Source organism: Amycolatopsis sp. MEPSY49, assembly GCF_051337345.1.
Lineage (GTDB): Bacteria > Actinomycetota > Actinomycetes > Mycobacteriales > Pseudonocardiaceae > Amycolatopsis.
Window position 1 is genome coordinate 64,824 of record NZ_JBDLYJ010000019.1, and the last position, 16,628, is coordinate 81,451.

14 protein-coding genes are annotated in these 16,628 nt (G+C 71.6%); 3 read left to right on the forward strand and 11 right to left on the reverse strand.

Annotated features, from left to right (window positions below; all coding sequences use genetic code 11):
- Positions 1–27 precede the first annotated feature (27 nt).
- Positions 28–894, forward strand: coding sequence for a helix-turn-helix domain-containing protein (locus ABFJ78_RS45715; protein ID WP_436393710.1), 867 nt, complete (start codon positions 28–30; stop codon positions 892–894).
- 51 nt (positions 895–945) lie between these two features.
- On the opposite strand, the gene ABFJ78_RS45720 is transcribed toward ABFJ78_RS45715, so the two are convergent.
- The 6 genes from ABFJ78_RS45720 to ABFJ78_RS45745 all read right to left on the reverse strand — a co-directional run bounded on the left by ABFJ78_RS45720 (position 946) and on the right by ABFJ78_RS45745 (position 10,055).
- Positions 946–2,430 (reverse strand): MFS transporter, encoded by a 1,485-nt coding sequence (locus tag ABFJ78_RS45720; protein WP_436393711.1) that lies wholly within the window; start codon positions 2,428–2,430, stop codon positions 946–948.
- 42 nt (positions 2,431–2,472) lie between these two features.
- Positions 2,473–3,618 carry a hypothetical protein gene (locus tag ABFJ78_RS45725; RefSeq protein WP_436393712.1) on the reverse strand — a complete coding sequence of 382 codons (1,146 nt, stop codon included), beginning with the start codon at positions 3,616–3,618 and terminating at the stop codon, positions 2,473–2,475.
- The gene (locus ABFJ78_RS45730) at positions 3,615–6,749 is read right to left on the reverse strand and encodes a hypothetical protein (protein ID WP_436393713.1); all 3,135 of its coding nucleotides are present in this window, start codon (positions 6,747–6,749) and stop codon (positions 3,615–3,617) included. Before ABFJ78_RS45730 ends, ABFJ78_RS45725 begins: the two co-directional genes overlap by 4 nt.
- Positions 6,746–8,188: a CHAT domain-containing protein gene (locus ABFJ78_RS45735; RefSeq protein WP_436393714.1), complete on the reverse strand. Its 1,443-nt coding sequence runs from the start codon at positions 8,186–8,188 to the stop codon at positions 6,746–6,748. The genes ABFJ78_RS45730 and ABFJ78_RS45735 overlap by 4 nt, the downstream gene beginning before the upstream one ends.
- Before the next feature lie 11 nt (positions 8,189–8,199).
- Positions 8,200–9,249 carry a hypothetical protein gene (locus ABFJ78_RS45740; protein ID WP_436393715.1) on the reverse strand — a complete coding sequence of 350 codons (1,050 nt, stop codon included), beginning with the start codon at positions 9,247–9,249 and terminating at the stop codon, positions 8,200–8,202.
- Positions 9,250–9,467: 218 nt separating this feature from the next.
- Positions 9,468–10,055 (reverse strand): TetR/AcrR family transcriptional regulator, encoded by a 588-nt coding sequence (locus ABFJ78_RS45745; RefSeq protein ID WP_436393716.1) that lies wholly within the window; start codon positions 10,053–10,055, stop codon positions 9,468–9,470.
- Between the two features lie 99 nt (positions 10,056–10,154).
- Here ABFJ78_RS45745 and ABFJ78_RS45750 point away from each other — a divergent pair, with 99 nt between their 5' ends.
- Positions 10,155–10,814: an SDR family NAD(P)-dependent oxidoreductase gene (locus ABFJ78_RS45750; RefSeq protein ID WP_436393717.1), complete on the forward strand. Its 660-nt coding sequence runs from the start codon at positions 10,155–10,157 to the stop codon at positions 10,812–10,814.
- Positions 10,815–10,817: 3 nt separating this feature from the next.
- Here the strand turns inward: ABFJ78_RS45750 and ABFJ78_RS45755 are convergent, their stop codons facing one another.
- Genes ABFJ78_RS45755 through ABFJ78_RS45775 form a run of 5 tightly spaced genes read right to left on the reverse strand, consistent with a single transcriptional unit; the run spans position 10,818 to position 15,756 of the window.
- Complete coding sequence (locus tag ABFJ78_RS45755; RefSeq protein WP_436393718.1) at positions 10,818–12,590, reverse strand: gamma-glutamyltransferase family protein; 1,773 nt, start codon at positions 12,588–12,590, stop codon at positions 10,818–10,820.
- 1 nt (position 12,591) lies between these two features.
- A complete protein-coding gene (locus tag ABFJ78_RS45760; RefSeq protein WP_436393719.1) occupies positions 12,592–13,461 on the reverse strand; it encodes a PhzF family phenazine biosynthesis protein in 870 nt (289 codons plus the stop codon).
- Between the two features lie 10 nt (positions 13,462–13,471).
- The gene (locus tag ABFJ78_RS45765) at positions 13,472–14,335 is read right to left on the reverse strand and encodes an LLM class flavin-dependent oxidoreductase (RefSeq protein WP_436393720.1); all 864 of its coding nucleotides are present in this window, start codon (positions 14,333–14,335) and stop codon (positions 13,472–13,474) included.
- A 3-nt stretch (positions 14,336–14,338) separates the two neighbouring features.
- Complete coding sequence (locus tag ABFJ78_RS45770) at positions 14,339–15,253, reverse strand: hypothetical protein (protein WP_436393721.1); 915 nt, start codon at positions 15,251–15,253, stop codon at positions 14,339–14,341.
- Positions 15,253–15,756 (reverse strand): VOC family protein, encoded by a 504-nt coding sequence (locus ABFJ78_RS45775; protein ID WP_436393722.1) that lies wholly within the window; start codon positions 15,754–15,756, stop codon positions 15,253–15,255. The genes ABFJ78_RS45770 and ABFJ78_RS45775 overlap by 1 nt, the downstream gene beginning before the upstream one ends.
- A gap of 207 nt (positions 15,757–15,963) precedes the next feature.
- On the opposite strand from ABFJ78_RS45775, the gene ABFJ78_RS45780 reads away from it, so the two are divergent.
- A complete protein-coding gene (locus tag ABFJ78_RS45780) occupies positions 15,964–16,626 on the forward strand; it encodes an O-methyltransferase (protein ID WP_436393723.1) in 663 nt (220 codons plus the stop codon).
- The last annotated feature ends 2 nt before the right edge of the window (positions 16,627–16,628 follow it).

The window sequence follows — 16,628 nt, forward strand, 5'->3', positions numbered from 1 at the left end:
CGCCCGTCCCGGGGGACAATCGGACGCATGGAGCCCACCGGACGGCCGAAGGAGCTCGGCGACTTCCTCAAGGCGCGTCGCGCGCAGCTGAACCCGCGTGACCTCGGCCTGCCGGAGCCGTCCTCGCCGCGGCGCGTGGCCGGGCTTCGCCGGGAAGAGGTCGCGCAGCTCGCCGCGATCAGCGTCGACTACCTGACGCGGCTCGAACAGGGGCGCGTGCAGGCGTCGTCGTCGGTGCTCGCCACCCTGGCCCGCGCGCTGCGGCTGGACGACGACCAGCAGTCCTATGTGTACGAACTGGCGGGCAAGCCCTTCCGCCGGCCGCGGCGCCGGGCGGGCGAAAAGCTGCGTCCGGCCATGAAGCGGCTCCTCGACCAGCTGCCCGAGACGCCCGCGATGGTGCTCGGCCGCCGGCTGGACGTCGTCGCGTGGAACGAGTCGGCCGCCGCGCTGTTCACCGACTTCGCGCGCTACCCGGCGAACCGCCGCAACTACGTGTACCTGCTCTTCGCCGACCCGCAGGTGCGCGCGCTGCACATGGACTGGGACGAGGCGGCCCGCACGGCGGTGGCGGCCCTGCACCTGGAAGCCGCGCGCGACCCGGACGCGCCGGAGCTGGCGGAGCTCGTCGGCGAGCTGGCGGTGCACCACCCGGAGTTCCGCACGTGGTGGGCGGCGCACCACGTGACGAGCCAGGGCTACGGCGTCAAGCGCTACCACCACCCGGTGGTCGGCGAACTCACGCTGGACTGCGACATGTGGGAAAGCCCGGACGGCAGCGGGCAACGCCTGATGGTCCTGACGGCGGAACCCGGCTCGGCCGCCCGCGATGGGCTGCGGATCCTGGCTTCGTGGGCGGCCGAGCCCGCCGGCACACCCGATCGGACCCGCTGACCCGGCCGGCGCCAGGAGTCGCGGCAGACCTGCGCAGCTCGGCTGCACCGGCTAGCGGCGCACCAGCACCGCCGTCGCGACGATGCCCGCCACCACCACCGCCGCCGGCGCCAGCATGCTGATCCCCATGCCGTGCGCGAAAGCCGCGCGGGCCGCCGGCGCCAGATGCACGTCCACCGCGAGCGCACCCGCCAGCGAACCCTCCGCGATCTCACGCGCCGCCGGGGGCAACGACACCGTCGCCGAACGGACGGAATCCGTGTACGCGGCGGAAAGGACGCTGCCCACGAGCGCGATCCCCAGTGCCGCACCGACTTCGCGTGTCGCGTCGTTCACCGCCGATGCCACGCCGTACTGCGACGGCGGTACGTTGTCGAGGATCGCGCTCGTCGCCGCCGGGGCCGTCACGCCGATGCCCGCGCCCAGCACGCACACCGCGATCGCCAAGGCCACGTAACCACTTCCGGCGTCCAGCTGTCCGATGAGGACCATGCCGACGACGATCACCGCGAGCCCCGCGCACGTCACCGCCCGCAGCCCGAACCGGCGGACCAGCGGGGCCGAAGCCAGCGACAGCGGGAAGAGCGACACCGCGACCGGCCACAGCGCCAACCCCGACTTCAACGCCGAATACCCCTGCACCAGCTGCAGGTACTGCGCCAGCGCGTAGAACATCCCGAACGCCGCGGTGAACTGGACGGTCACCGAAACCGAGCCGGCCGCGAAGGCCGCGTTGCCGAACAGCCGGACGTCCAGCAGTGGCGACGCCCGCCGCAGCTCGCAGGCGACGAAGAGCGCGCCCAGCACCAGCCCGCCCGCGATCGACCCGAGCACGACGCCGTGGCCCCAGCCCAGATCGGCGACGCGCAGGATGCCGAACACCACCGCCCCGATCGCCAGGGCGCTGAGCACCGCGCCGACGACGTCGAAGTCCGCCGGCCCGCGCGACGTCGGCACGGTCAGGCTCGCGGCCACCAGGACCACCGACAGCACCGCCGGCCCGAGGAACACCGAGTGCCACGAAAAGTGCTGCAGCAGCACCCCGGCGAGCACCAGGCCGCCGAGTCCGCCGACGCCGGCCACCGCCGCCCAGATCCCGATGGCCCGCCCGCGCCGCCGCGCCGGGAAGCTCGCGGTGATGATCGACAGCGTGGCCGGCATGATCATCGCCGCGCCGAACCCGGTGACGGCCCGGGCCACGATCAGCCACGTCGACGTGTCGAGGAACACCGGCGCGGCGCAGCCCACGGCGAACACGAGCAGGCCGGCGACGAGCACGCCGCGGCGCCCGTACCGGTCCCCCAGCGCGCCGGCCGGCAGCACGAGCGCGGCCAGCACCAGCGTGTAGACGTCGACGATCCACGTCTGGTCCGCCTGGCTCGCGCCGGTGTCGGCGGCGAGGGCGGGCAGGGCGGCGTTGACGATGGTGACCATGGCGATCACCAGGCCGACGGCGGTGCACATGACGCCGACCGTCCACGCGCGACGGCCGGTCGACAGCACGACATCACCGGTCGCTTCGAGCTCCGCTCGCATGCACTCGACGCTACGTGCGGGAACCGAGACGCGGGGCCGGCCTCAGTCTCGGATTTCGCCTGTCACCGGGGACGACGGACCGAGCAGCAAGCTCTCGAGCTCGCGTTCCAGCACGAGGGGCAGCTGGTGGAGGCTGGAGTCCGACCGGTAGCGCGAGCGAAGCCGGCCGGCCAGCCGCCGGGCGGGGAACTGGCCGGCCACGCGCACCAACACCGGCAAGCGCGGCCACATCGCATCCATCAGCTGTTCGACGGTTCGCGCGTCGAAGGTCCGCCAGGCGATGACCGGCGCGAACTCTTCCCACCAGGCCGCGATCGCCTCGGCGGGGTTCCAGCAGGTGTACGTTCCGGTCAACCGGGGCAGTTCGTGAGCCGGCACGTACGCGAACTCGCCGGCCGGCGCCGGCTCCGCCGTGAACCCCGCCTCCCGCAACCGATCCGCTCGCTCCGCCACCATCAGCGCGTCGGGTGCGAGACCCCGGATCGGCATGGTCGGGACGTCGTTGACCACCGGCTGGATCAGCTGCCCGCTGATCTCCGACGTGGCCTCGAAGTGCAGCGGTGGCGGCGGTAGCCCGAGCGCCCGGCTCAGCCTCGGCCGGACGAACGCGAAGGCTTCCTCGTGCGCCGGACCGGTGATCGCACGCAGGTAGTCCGGTGCGATCCGCAACCGGACCTCGGCCGGCCGGCTCGCCGCGAAGATCGCCTCGGCGAGCTCGTCCGGCCCGAACTCCTCTCCGAACTCGGCCGCGGCCACGGCATTGGGGATCCGGGTCCACAGGTCGAGCAGATGCCGGGCCACGCCGGCCGGTACCGGAAGATCGCGCACGACGTCCTCGCCCAGCAGGCGCGGCAGGTCCTGGGCCGCGAGCTGCCGGGCGACGAGCCCCAGCAGCTCGGCCGCCTCGGCCGGTGGCGACGTAACCAGGTCGGGAACGAGGCCGGGGAGAGCCGGTTTGCGGCGACGGCGCTTCGAAAGGGTCGCGACGGTCTCTCGTTCCCGGCACAGCACGGCCACCGCATCCAAGTCGGATGTGGCAGTGACCGCGACCGACACCGGGACATCGACTCCCAGGCCGGTCAGCAACCCGGCGATCTCCGCGACCGCACGCCGGGAAGCGAGTTCTTCGTCGCACCCGGACAGCACATCGGCGTCGACCTCGAGGCGCAGGGTCATTCGCGCGGTCATGACCGCGGCTCCGCACCGGTCGCCGGGGTGAGGCGGTACGCGCAGGAGTCGATGAGCTCGCCGACCTGCACGCCCCTGCCCGAGCTGAGCCCGGCGAACTCCTCCAGCACCGCCTGTCCGTCGCCGAGGGGAAGGCCGCGAGCCAGCAGCCCGCGAAGGACGAGATTGAGTTTCACCAAGGCGGCGTCGTCGGGGATCGCGCGGCCGAGCAGATCCGGCCGATCGGCGGTCCAGCGCGTCAGCAGCTTGTCGGTCATGTCGAGGCAAACCAGGTCGGGCAGGTTCGCCCGCAGCACTTCGCCCAGCCGCCGGGTCACCAGTGCCAGCGGCTGCGGGTCGCCGGGCGGCGCCGTCCCCGCGCACAGCTCGTTGCCCCAGAGGCTGATCCGGTATTCCGCCGGACCGAGGCCCGGGTCCGCGAGGACGGCCACCTGCGGGAGCAGCATGCCGGAGGCCGACTGAACCTCCTCGAACATCGCGGGGAGAAGGTCGGTGAACAGAGTGTCGTCCACCGCGTCGCCGGCCGGCACGAGGGCATATCCGATCACCAGTTCACAGGGGGCGACCTCGAAGCCGTCCGGAATGCAACCGAGGAACTCGTCGAGACAGTGTGCGAGGCGGCCGACAGCTGATCGCAAATCATCGTCGAGCGGACCCGTCAGGTGGTCCGCAATCCGCCAGTAAGCCTTGGGATCCGGCACCAGCTGCCGCCAGAGGTCTCCGATTTCGGCACCGGCCGACTCCAACTGGGCCCGGATTCCCGCCACCGCTTCGGCGAACCGGGCGCGGCCGGTCTCCGGCTGCCCCAGCCAGAAGCACGCGAATGCCTCTCGCGCATCGAAATTCGCCTGCCAGGCGATTCGTGTCTCGGCCGCGGTGGTCAGCGGCTCGCGCAGTTCGCCGATCAGATCCACCGCGGCCGCCGGGTCCGACCGGCGAAGCCGGTCGTCGATATCGATCAGACCTGCGTCGCAAAGGCCCACTGCGGCTTCCGGGAAGAGTTCGCGATGCTCCATCAGGGTGAGGTAGCCGGCGATCGCCTCCGCGACATTCTCGTTGCAGGACAAGCGCGCGAACGTCGCCAGGCTGGCGATCGCGGCCGGGCCGGTGGCCTCCCCCACGATCCGGGCCAGCTCCGCGCGGGCCGCCTTCACGTCCAACACGGGTGCGGCCAGTTCGGCGGCCCGGTGCTGGAACAGCTCGGTCAACGTGGCGGCCGAAGCGACCAGTTCCGGGTCGCCTGCGCGAACCACGAGGGCACGCAGATCAGCCACCGCGTCGAGCGCGTCACGCTGGGTGCGGATCAGCCCGGCGGCCTCGCGCAATACCCTGTCCCCGAGCGCCCGCCTGCCCTGCGCCAGCCTGCAGATTCCGCCGAGCACCAGGAAGTCGTGCCGGCGATGGCTCGACGCGGCGACCTCGCTCAGGAATCCGTCGACCTCGGCCACCGCCGCATCGAGGTCACCCAGGGCGTAGGCGGCATAGGCCCGGAACCAGGTCCAGGACCGGTCCGCCGCGGATGCTTCGCGAAGCTGGGTGAACCAGGCCACCGCCTCGTCGTCCCGGTCCAGCAGGCGCAGCACGTAGCCGTAGGCCCACACCTGCCATGGGTCCGCGGCATCCGGCGTCAACCCGGCGAGGCCGGCGGAAGCACTCTCCGCGTCGCCGGACCGGGCTGCGCTCAGCACGAGTTCCCATCGAGCCGGCCACGCCTCTTCGCCGGCCGCCTCGGCGGCGTCGGCGAGTTCGGCCCGCGCCTGCTCGGGATACAGGTAGCTCATCAGCACGGCGTGCTCGTCGGCGGCGTCGGTGCTGCCCTCCGGTGCCACTTCCATCGCCGCGAGTACCGAAACCATCGCGACGGCGTAGTTCTCCAGCTGGCGGTGGCAGCGGGCGAGGATCAAGTGGGGCGTCATGTCGGCCGGACCGAGGTGCACCATCCGTTCGGCGAACAGGCACGCCTGCCAAAGCGGTTCGCGCGGGCGGGTCGGGTCCCGCCAGGACAGTGTTTCCATGGCGAGGGCCGGCACCAGATAGGCCCAGCTTGAGGATTCCTCGGGCAAGGCGATCGAGCTGCCGGCCCACCACCGATCCATGATCTGCCGGCACACTTCGGCCGGTGGCAGCTCGCTCCGGTAGCTCGCCATCCTGATCGAGTCGGCCCAGCTCCAGTGCAACTCCGGGTTCTTCCCCGACCGGACGGCCAACCGCGCGAACAGCGCGATCGCGCGGTCGTGCTCGCCGACGGTCGCGAACATGTTCGCCGCCTCGTACCGCATCTCCTCGGCTTCCGCCGAGTCCGGCGTGAGGGTGTCGCGCAGATCCGCCTCCGCCGCCATGGCTTCCGCGGCGCCGAACGCCCCGGCGTCGGGCAGCTGCCGTGCCTGGGCTTCGCCGATGAACCCCAACGCTGCTTCGTACTCGCCGAGCTCCTTGAGGGCCAGACCGAGGAGGAACCGCCACTGCGCCTCGGGCAACGGAGCGTCCGGCAGGCCGGCCAGCTCGTCGGCGCCCGCGACAACGCCCGACCGCAGCGCCTCGGCGAGCGCGGCGGCGGCTTCGGGCCCGTTGCCGGTGAGCACGGCCAGCCGGGTCTGGAAGAGGACGAGCGCGCGCTGGTCGGCACCGGTCGCCGCGCGAAGCCGGGGCAGCCATGTCGCTCTGATCCAGGGGCCGAGCATCGCCGCCTCGTCGACGGTCAGCAGCGTCTGCGCGGCGGGGAGGACGTCGCCGGTGAGCTGCGGGTCGAGAAGGATCACGTCCAGGTAGGCCTGCAGCGCGGCCGACAGCTGACCGGACTCGTCCAGCACCCACGCCCGCAGAAGGCCGACCTCGGCGTCGGTCGGCGTGTTCCCCGACTCGTACCGGGCCTTGTCGAGTGCGCTCTTCGCTTCCTCGTGTCGGTTCTGCTCGAGCAGAACCGCGCCGAGGTGAAACCAAGCCGCGCGAACGTCGTCCCGATGCCGGGCGAGCAACTCCCGCACGGCCGGCGGGGCGAGCCGTTTGACGGGGGTCTGACCGCTCAGCGACGACCCGCAGCTCGTGCAGAAGTTCAGCCAGCGGTCGACGTGCGCACCGCAGCGCACGCACGTACGGACTTCGGTGGCTCCGGGAACCGGACTCGTCGTCACAACAGCTTGTCCTTCCCCGTGCGCATCGGCGAGTTGGACGCCACCGAACGCTCGGCGCGGTCGGCCGCGTGCTGGATCCGATTTCCGCATTGCCCGCAGAACTTGGCCGGGCCGGCGATGTGCTCGCCGCAGCTGCGGCAGTGGACGGGATATCCGCATTCGATGCAGAAGTACTCGGTCGTCAGCGTGGTGCAGCGGGAGCACTTGCTCGGCGTGGGCGGCACCACCCGGTTGGGGCTGGCGACCGCGGGCGGCACCGCGAGCTCGTTCTCGGGCTTCAGCACCAACGGGCTGTCGCTGTCGCGCTGGAGGTACAGGACCGGGGTGCCGAACGCCGGGTCGTCCCAGTGCACCGCGTGGTCCGCCCGCTGGCCGAGGGCGCGCCGGCCGGCGGTGACCGCGTCCCCGATGGAGCGACCGTCGGCGATCGTCCGGTAGAACCGATCCGCGAACAGCTGGGCGTCCAAGTCGACGATGGCGTACTGCATGGCGACGACGGCGGCGACCCTGCCGTGCACCAGCCGCTGCGCCGTGGTGAACATCCCCTGCCTGGTTCGCGCGCCTCCTTTGCAAGCCTGGAGGAACACCAGCTCCGGCGCGTCTTCGCCGAACATGGCGATCAGGTCGTCCGCGGACACGGTCCGGCTCGTCCGGACCGGTTCGGGGTCCTGACCCGCTCTCTTCGCGGCTTTCCAGAGGGAGATGTCACGTTCGATCTCCTCCGGCGGGCGCTGCATGAGGACGCCGCCCTCCTCGCCGTGCGCCACGAGGTGCAGCAGCTGCGGCCGGACCCGGGCGTACTGGTCACGCAGTTGCTCGTAGGTCGGGTTGGCCGCCTCGTCCACGACGACCGAGCCGGTCGCCTCGAGGTCGCGGAGGGCGGCGAGCACCACTTCCCCGGATTTGATCTCGTTCTGGCCGTCGGGTTGGCAGTGAGCGGCGAGGATGTGCACTTTGCGCGCGGGTCCACCGTTCGACGGAGTGTGCTCGGGCACGTGCCGGGTGAGGACCAGGCGGCTCCGCCCCGCCAGGAACACGCCGGTGCCGGACGTGCCCGGCTTGAACAGGAACTCCCACGGGAGCTGGGAAAGCAACTCGGCCTTCTGGTGGAAGACCAGCTCGATCCGAAGACGCGTGGTCTGCTCGTCGCGGAGCTTGTCGAAGGCTTCGAACGAAGCCTCGAAGCACTCACGCACCGCGTTTCGGCCTTGCCGCTGGCTGGCGTCGAAAGCCAGTTCGTACAGGTGCCGGCCCAAGAGCTCGATCTCGGTCCGTTTGCAGGCATCGCCACGGTCCTCGAGGTAGCTGCACAGCCACTCGGTCGTGCGCCAGAGAAGACCGGACCGGTCGATCTCACCGGACGCTTCGCGCTGGGCCCAGTCCTGGTACTGGACTTCGTCGTCGCTGAGGAACTCCAAGCGGCAGGGCAGTTCGGCCATCGCCAGTCAGCTCACAGGTCGAGGATTTCGGCGAAGTCCCGGCGGACCTCGTCCACGGCCGCGCCGGCCGGGCCGAGCTCGGCCAGGCTCAGCGCCCGGTCGTGCACCGTCTTCATGTCGGTGATCAGTTCGTCGCGCAGCCGGCGGGCCTGACCTCGGGTGAGGTCCGGGCTGAGCTCGAGCGCCTCGCCGAGCACGGCCATGTGTGCTTTGGCCGTGCGCCAGGCGTCTTCCCTGGGCACGCCGGCTTCGCGCACCACGCGTTGCCAGAGCGGCCGGAACCACGGCAGTTCCTCGGCGTCGTTGCGGTCGTCCTCCCGTGCGAGGCTGTAGAGCACGTAGTCGGCGTCATCCACCGGGCTCGCGGTGTCCGGCGTCCGGCCGCGTTCGAGCCGGTTGTGTCGGACCCACAACTCGCCCGGGTCGAGCTCACCGCTCAGCGCGAGGACGTAGTGACCGGCCCGGAACTCGTCCACCGGGTCGAACTCGATCCGGTGACCGAGCATGGGCACCGTCTCCTGGAGGCCGAGCACCTGGTCGAGGCCGTCGAGCACCACGTTCGCGACCTTCGAGTAGGCGTCGAACGAGGTGCCGAAATCGATCAGCCTGCTGCAGGAGTCGACCAGGGACAGGAGCCGGCGAGCCACTTGGTCGCCGCGAAGCCGGTACAGGACGATCGTGAGGTCGAGCACGCCGCCCTGATACGGGTGCGGGCCGGCGACCGTCGTGTCGGTGAACCGGAATCCGCCGGGCACTTCGCTCAAGTTCTGTTTGATCAACGACGGCCCGATGGTGAAAGGCAAGGTCCTCGGTTCACCGCTGTAGCGGAATCCGGTGGCGGTCAACACCAGCGGGTCATAGGTGGCGAACCAACGCCGCCGGTGGGACAGGCACATCTCGTGCACGCGGACCTTGAAGTAATGCGCTCTCGCCTGGAACGGCTCCGCGAGCGGGGGCGGATCCACCCGTTCCGGGGGAAGCCGCAGGCACGCGCTTCCCGGCGGCGAGCCGGCCCGCAGCCAGGAAAGCAGCTCGCCGCTGCGCTGCTCCAGTTTACCCATGCGCTCCGCCCTCGCTCCCGCGTGAGAGGAAATACTCTACGACGCGGAAAGAATCTCGACAACGGCCGTTGGGGTGGCCGATGGACCACCCCAACGCGCACTGCGCGGCAGCAATTCACCGCGACGGATGCGTGACCGTCATTTTTTCTTCGCCGCCGACACGACGGCGGGCAATTCCGTCAAATATTCGAGCCGGCGATCGATCCGCTGCGCGGCCGTCAATTCGAGCGAGGCTTGAGCACGTCTTCCACGAGCGTGCCGATCATGCCCCGCGGAATGGCCGCGCCGGTCAGGGCGGCATACACCAGCGGACCCACCAGGGCGTCGAGGGCGGCGTCGGGCCCGAGCCGCGGAGCGATCTCGCCCGCTTCGATCGCTCGGGTCAGCAACGCGCGCTCCTGCTCGCGGCGTGGCCCCAGATAACGCTCCTGGAAGCTCTGCGCCGTGGCCGGATCGTGCTGGGCCTGCGCGAGGAGCGCGAGCAGGACCTTGCCCGGCGGGTCGCGGGTGAGGAACCGGGCGAACGCGCGGAGGTAGCCGCGGATGGCTTCGGCCGTGGCCTTGCCCGCCGGCACCGGAAACTGCTTGGCGCCGTCCTCGACGAGCGTGTCGAGGAGGATCTCGACCTTCGACGGCCACCAGCGGTAGATCGTCTGCTTGGCGACGCCGGCGCGGCGCGCGATCGCCTCGACGGTCAGCGCGGCGAAGCCGTGTTCGGCGAGCAGGTCGTCCGCGGCGTGCAGCACGGCCAGGCGCGCGGTTTCGTCGCGCCGGTTGCCGGAACGCGGGCGGGGGCTGTCGGGCATGCGCGACACCCTACCCGGCCGCCCCTGACCGGACGCCGCGTCTTGTCTAGACGCAACGTCGCGTCTAGTCTCGGTGGCTCACCACCCGAAGGAGCTCCCGTGTCCCCCAAGCAAGCCCTCGTCGTCGGCGCCTCCCGCGGTCTCGGGCTCGTCCTCGCCCGTGAACTGACCAGCCGCGGCTGGCACGTCATCGCGACGACCCGTGGCGACCGCCCCGACGACCGGCTCGAGATCGAAACCCTGGAGATGACGAGCACCGAGCAGCTGGCCGCCCTGCGCGAGCGCCTGACCGGACGCCGGCTCGACCTCCTCTTCGTCAACGCCGCGATCGACCGCGGGAACACGCCGATCGGCGAGGTCCCCACGGACGTCTTCACCGAGGTGATGGTCACCAACGCGCTGAGCCCGCTGCGGACCGTCGAAGCCTTGAGCGACCTCGTCGCGCCCGACGGGACCATCGCCGTCATGTCATCCGAGCAGGGCAGCGTCTCGCTGAACACCGAAGACGGCTACGAGCTGTACAAGGCCAGCAAGGCCGCGCTCAACCAGCTGATGCGCAGCTACGCGACCCGGACGGTCGAGGACGGGCGGACCAAGCTGCTCATCGACCCGGGCCACAACCACACCCGGCTCGGCGGGCCCGACGCGCCGCTGGACCCCGAAAAGAGCATCCCGGAGGTCGTCGACGTCCTCGAAGCCGAGGCGCGGAAGCCCGGCCTGCGGTTCCTGGACCGCCACGGCGAGCCCGTGCCGTGGTAGGGCTCACCGGGCGACGGCGTACGCCTGCTGCCCCCGGGGGCTCGCGGCGGCCAGGACGAAACCGTCGTCGAACCCCGTCGCGCACACCTTGCCCAGGGACTTCTCCGGCGCCAGCACGACGTCGTGGCCCCGCTCGCGCAGCTCCGCGACCACGTCGGCCGGACACCCGGCCTCGACCACCAGGCGGTTCGGGCGGGCCGAGCGCGGCGCGAACGACGACGGCACCTGGTCGGTGTGGAACGCCCGCTGCTCGATCGCCGCCTGCGGACGCAGACCGCCGTCCACGTGGCCGACGAAGAAGTTCAGCGTCCACTGGTCCTGCTGGTCGCCGCCCGGGGTGCCGAACGCCAGGTGCGGCCGGCCCTCCTTGGTCACCAGCGTCGGGCTGAGCGTGGTCCGCGGGCGCTTGCCCGGCGCGACCGTGTTCGGGTGGCCTTCGTCCAGCAACGCCATCTGCCCGCGGGTGCCGAGCGGGAAGCCGAGCCCGGGGATGACCGGCGAGCTCTTCAGCCAGCCGCCGCTCGGGGTCGCGACGACCATGTTGCCTTCGCGGTCCGACGCGCTGATGCAGCACGTGTCGCCCTTGGCCGCGGTCAGCTTCACCACCGCCGGGATGCCGTCGGCGAGCTGGGCCCGCCAGTCCGGGTCGGCCGGAGCGGGCAGCGGCGGCTCCGGGAACCAGCCGTCCAGGCCCGGGCGCAGGGCACCGCACGCCCGCTCCCCCACCAGGTCACGCCGGGCGGCGGCGTACTCCGGATCGAGCAGCCGGTCGAGCGGGACGTCGGAAAACGCCGGGTCGCCGTAGAAGGCCTCCCGGTCGGCGAACGCGAGCTTCGCGCACTCGACGACCGTGTGCAGGTGCTCCGCGCCGCCGTGGTCCATCGCCGCCAGGTCGAACCCTTCGAGCAAACCCAGCTGCTGGAGGAACACCGGGCCCTGCGACCACGGGCCCGCCTTGTGCACGGTGTGGCCGCGGTAGTCCGCGGTGACCGCCGGCTCGATCGTCGGCCGCCAGGACGCCAGGTCGTGGCCGGTGAGCAGGCCGCCGTTGCGGCGGCCCGTGCAGTCCAGCGGCTCGGCCGTGGCGAGGTGCTTGTCGATCGCCTCGGCGACGAACCCCTGGTAGAACACGGCAACCGCGGCGTCGATCCGGTTCTCGCGCCCGCCCGGGGCCGCTTCGGACTCGGCGAGGATCCGCCGGTAGGTCGCGGCCAGCGGCCGGTTGCGCAGCCGGCTGCCGGCCCGGGGCGGCCGCCCGTCGGGCAGGTAGACCTCGCCGGACGCGGTCCACTCCTCGCGGAACAGCGGTTCGAGGACCTCGATCATGTCCGCCGCCTTGGGCAGCAACGGAAAACCGTCGTCGGCGTACGCGATCGCCGGGGCGAGCACGGTACCCAGATCCAGGCGGCCGCGGTCGCGCAGCAGCCGGAGCCACGCGCCGAACGCGCCGGGCACGACGGCCGGCAGCAGGCCCGAGCCGGGGATCCCGTCGACGCCGCGGTCGCGGAACGCCTGGGGCGTCGCCGCTTCCGGCATCGGGCCCTGACCGCAGACGACCTCGACGTCGCCGGTCGCGCCGTCGTGGACCAGGATCGGGACGTCGCCGCCCGGGCCGTTGAGGTGCGGTTCGACGACCTGGATGACGAGCGCCGTCGCGACGGCCGCGTCGAAGGCGTTGCCGCCGAGGTCGAACATCGCCGTGCCGGCGGCCGAAGCCAGCCAGTGCGTGGAGGACACGGCTCCGCGGGTGCCGAGCAGTTCGGGTCGGTCGAGCACGTCAGCTTCCCTTCTCGCGGTCCGGGTCGGCCAGCTCGCCGGACCCGGCCGGCAGCACGGCGCCGGACACCGACGCCGACACCGGCCGGCCGTCGGCGACCCGGACCGAGCAGTACAAAGTGGACGGACGGCCCTGCTCACGGCCTTGGCGCAAGGTGAAGTCGTGCACGCCGTCGCCGGTGAGCCGGCCCGCCTCGACGAGCCAGACGCCGAGGCCGAGCGCGGCCGAGGAGCACGCCGGGTCCTCCGGCATCCCGTAGCCGGGTGCGAACAGGCGGCCGTGCGCGGTGTTCGTCACCGGGTCCCAGCTGAACACGAGCACGTCGGCGAGGCCGGCGGCGGCCATCCGGGCGAAGTCGGGTTCCGCGGCCGCGACGGCGTCGGCGCGCACCGGCAGGAAGTGGAACGCCGGGCCGAAACCGCACGCGGCGGGAAGGGCGCCGTCGGCTGCGGGGGCGGGCAGGCCGACGGCGCCGAGCAGGGTCCCCGGGTCGAGTGGTTCGCTGGCCAGAGGGTCGTTCGCGGTGATCTTGCCCGCTTCGGCGGACACGTCCAGGGGCAGCCGCTTCGGCCCGCACTCCTGTACGACCCGCCCGGCGGGCACCAGGCCGAGCCGCGCGAGCGTCACCGCCGTCCCGACACTGGAATGCCCGCCGAACGGCGATTCCGCCTCGGGAGTGAAGACCCGGACGCGATAGTGGGCCCCGGTGCCGGTGGGCGGCAGGACGAACGCCGTCTCGGTGTGGTTGATCTCGCGGGCCAGCGCCTGCATGCCCGCGGTGTCGAGGTCGCCGGCCTTCGGGACGACGCCGAGCGCGCTGCCGGCGTAGACGTGGTCGGCGAACATGTTGACGATCTCGTACGCGGGCATGCCGCTCCCTTCAGGACAGGTCCAGCGAGTCGAGGACGCGCTCATCCCCTTGGTAGGGCTCGGATTCGCGGGGCCAGTGCACGACCAGGTCGGTGAAGCCGAGGTCGGCGAACGTGCCCGAGGCGTCCCGGAAGGACTGTGCGGAGTCCAGCACGCCCCCGACGGTCGCGCCGGTCACCAGCAGCTTCCCGGCCGACGCCGGGTCCCGCCCGGCCGCGACGCAGGCGTCCTCGAACGCGCGGAGCTGGTCCTTCAGCGCCGGCACGACCAGGTCCCAGCGGCGGGCGTCGAACCGGCCCGGCGCGCCCGCGGTGAGCCACGTTTCGCCGTACCGCGCGGCCAGGCCCATCGCCTTCGGGCCGGTCGCCGCGACCGCGAACGGCACCCGCGGCCGCTGCACGCACCCCGGCTCCATCCGCGCGTCTTCACAGCGGTAGTACTGGCCTTCGTACGACGTGAGCGGTTGCCGCAGCAGGAGTTCCGTGAGTTCGAGGAACTCCGCGAACCGCCCGTGGCGGCTGCCCCGCGGCGCGGAGCCGAAGACGCTTTCGTCGTATCCCCCGGCCCCCGAGCCGACGCCGCAGATCAGCCGGCCACCGGAAATGTCGTCGAGCGTCATCAGTTCCTTGGCGAACGGGATCGGGTGGCGGAACGTCGGGGTCGCGACGAGCGAGCCGAGCCGCAGCTTCGACGTGACCCCGGCCGCGGCGGTGAGCGTCGGCAGGCAGCCGAACCAGGTTTCGTCGCGCAGCCAGCGCCACATCAGGTGGTCGTAGGTCCAGGCGTGGTCGAACCCGAGCTCTTCGGCGCGGCGCCAGCGGTCCCGCGCGGCGGACCAGCGCTGCTCGGGCAGCAGGACGATGCCGTGGCGCACGGCTCAGTCCGCCGGTGAGCCGGCGGCGCACGCGGCGACGTCGGCGAGCAGGCCGACGAACCCGGCCTCGCAGGCGCGGACCTCGGGACTGGTCAGCTCCTTCGGCGGGTCCTCGGCGTCGGAGACGGAGTCGACGCCGTTCTCGGACACGTCGAGCGCCACGGCGTTGAGGCGGCGCAGCAGCTGCGCGACGACGTCCGGCAGCGACGTCGGCGCCCGCAGCGTCATGAAGTAGTTGTCGTAGACGACGCCGAGGACGTCCGGGTGGTGGGTCTCGGCGGCGCCGGACGCGTCCTGCAGCAGCGACCGTCCACTGGGGACCAGTTTCGCCGCGATCCCGCCGTGCACCCGTTGGTAGAAGCCGACTTCGTCGCGCAGCGCCTTGACTCCGGGCGAGTCGTCGTCCGGCAGGCCCTTGCCGCGGTAGAGGTCGCGGACCGGCGCGAAGTCCGGCGCCCAGGTGCCGCTGAACCCGCGGTGCTGCAGGAACATGCTGGGCCGGATGACCTCGTGGTAGACGTCGATCGGCGTCGAGCTGGTGTAGAGCAGCATCGCGCTGAAGCCGCGGGTGAACAGCGCGGCCGACGCGAGCGCGGCCTCGCGATCACGCTCGCCGCGTTCGGCCAGCGCCAGTTCGCGGGCCACCAGCTGCCACAGCACGAACGTGACCTGGTGGCCGGTGATCCAGCGGAACCAGTAGAGCCGGTCGGACGACTCGACCGGCTCGACCGTGCCCGGCGCGCCCTCGCGGGACAGGTGCTCCAGGTGCGCGCACAAGCCGGCGAACCGGGAACACGGCCCGTCGCCGTCGGGTTCGGTGCCCGCGTCCGGGATGGTCAGCGGTTCGAGACCGTAGGGGAAGTCGCCGAAGTCCCACCCCTCGCGCACGGGGACCTCGGTGAGCACGGGAACGGTCATCACGCGACCTCCGGAATCCAGGTGAATTCGTATTCCAGGCCGTTCACGTCGAACGCGTAGAAACTCTGCACGCCGTCGGCGTCGGTGACGATCTCCGTCGCCGGTTCGTCGCGGGTGAAATGATATCGGCCGGACTCGTACAGTTTTGTCCAGTGCCGCTGCCACGCGCGCATTTCCGCGGGCGAGCCGACCTCCATGCAGACGTGCTGGAACTGCGCGTTGCCGGGATCGGGTGCTTCGGCCCCCTCGCCGGCGCGCTCGAAGAGGTGGAACCGGGTGCCGCCGGCCCGCAGCTCGACGAGCTTCACGATGCCGGGCAGCCGGCTCGTGGTCAGTTCGGAGAACTCCGCCAGGGACCAGTTTTCCTTGCAGCCGAAGAAGTCCTGGTACCACGAGACGCAGTTGTCCAGGTCGGCGGTCTGGATCCCCAGGTGGTGGAACGTGGCCGCGCGCAGCGGGGCGAGACGGGGCGACTCGAGGGTCGCCACGGCGTGCTCGGTCATGGTCGCCATCCTTTCTTCCGGCGCCGGGTGAACATTCCCAGACAGCGCCTCGAGAGTGGCCTTGATCGATCAGCGGGGGTGGCTGTGAAATCAACCGCCCGATCTCCTTCGAGCCTACATTGGTTGCCGCCGGGAAATCAAGTTGGCGGCAAAAGAATCTCGATTATCCCTATAGCCGAGCGCGTTCCTCAAGTACGATCGGGAGGCATGAGCGAAGACCAGTGGACGAAAATCGACACCTACACCTCGACCCTGATGGTGGAGCACGACGCCGCCCTGGACCTCGCGGCCAAGGCGAGCGCCGAGGCCGGGCTGCCGGAGATCGCGGTGGCACCCAACCAGGGCAAGTTCCTCCACCTGCTCGCGCGCACCCACGGCGCGCGCCGCATCCTCGAGATCGGCGCGTTCGGCGGCTACAGCGCGATCTGGCTGGCCAGGGCGCTGCCCGAGGGCGGCACGCTGACCACGCTGGAGGCCGAGCCGTCCTTCGCCGCGGTCGCGCGGCGGAACATCGACAACGCGGGCCTGTCCGATGTGGTCGACCTGCGCGTCGGCAAGGCCCTCGACACGCTGCCGGCGCTGGCGGGCGGCGAGCCGTTCGACTTCGTGTTCATCGACGCCGACAAGGCGAACATCCCGGAGTACTTCGGCTGGGCGCTGGAGCTGACCCGCCCGGGCAGCGTGATCGTCGTGGACAACGTGGTGCTCGACGGGCTGGTCGTCGAGGCCGGCAGCCCCAACCCCGCGGTGCGGGGCGTGCGGCGGTTCAACCAGCTGGTGGCCGACGAGCCGCGCGTCACCGCGACGACCGTGCAGACCGTCGGCAGTCGCGGCCACGACGGGTTCTGCCTGATGCTCGTCGAGAGCTGAGC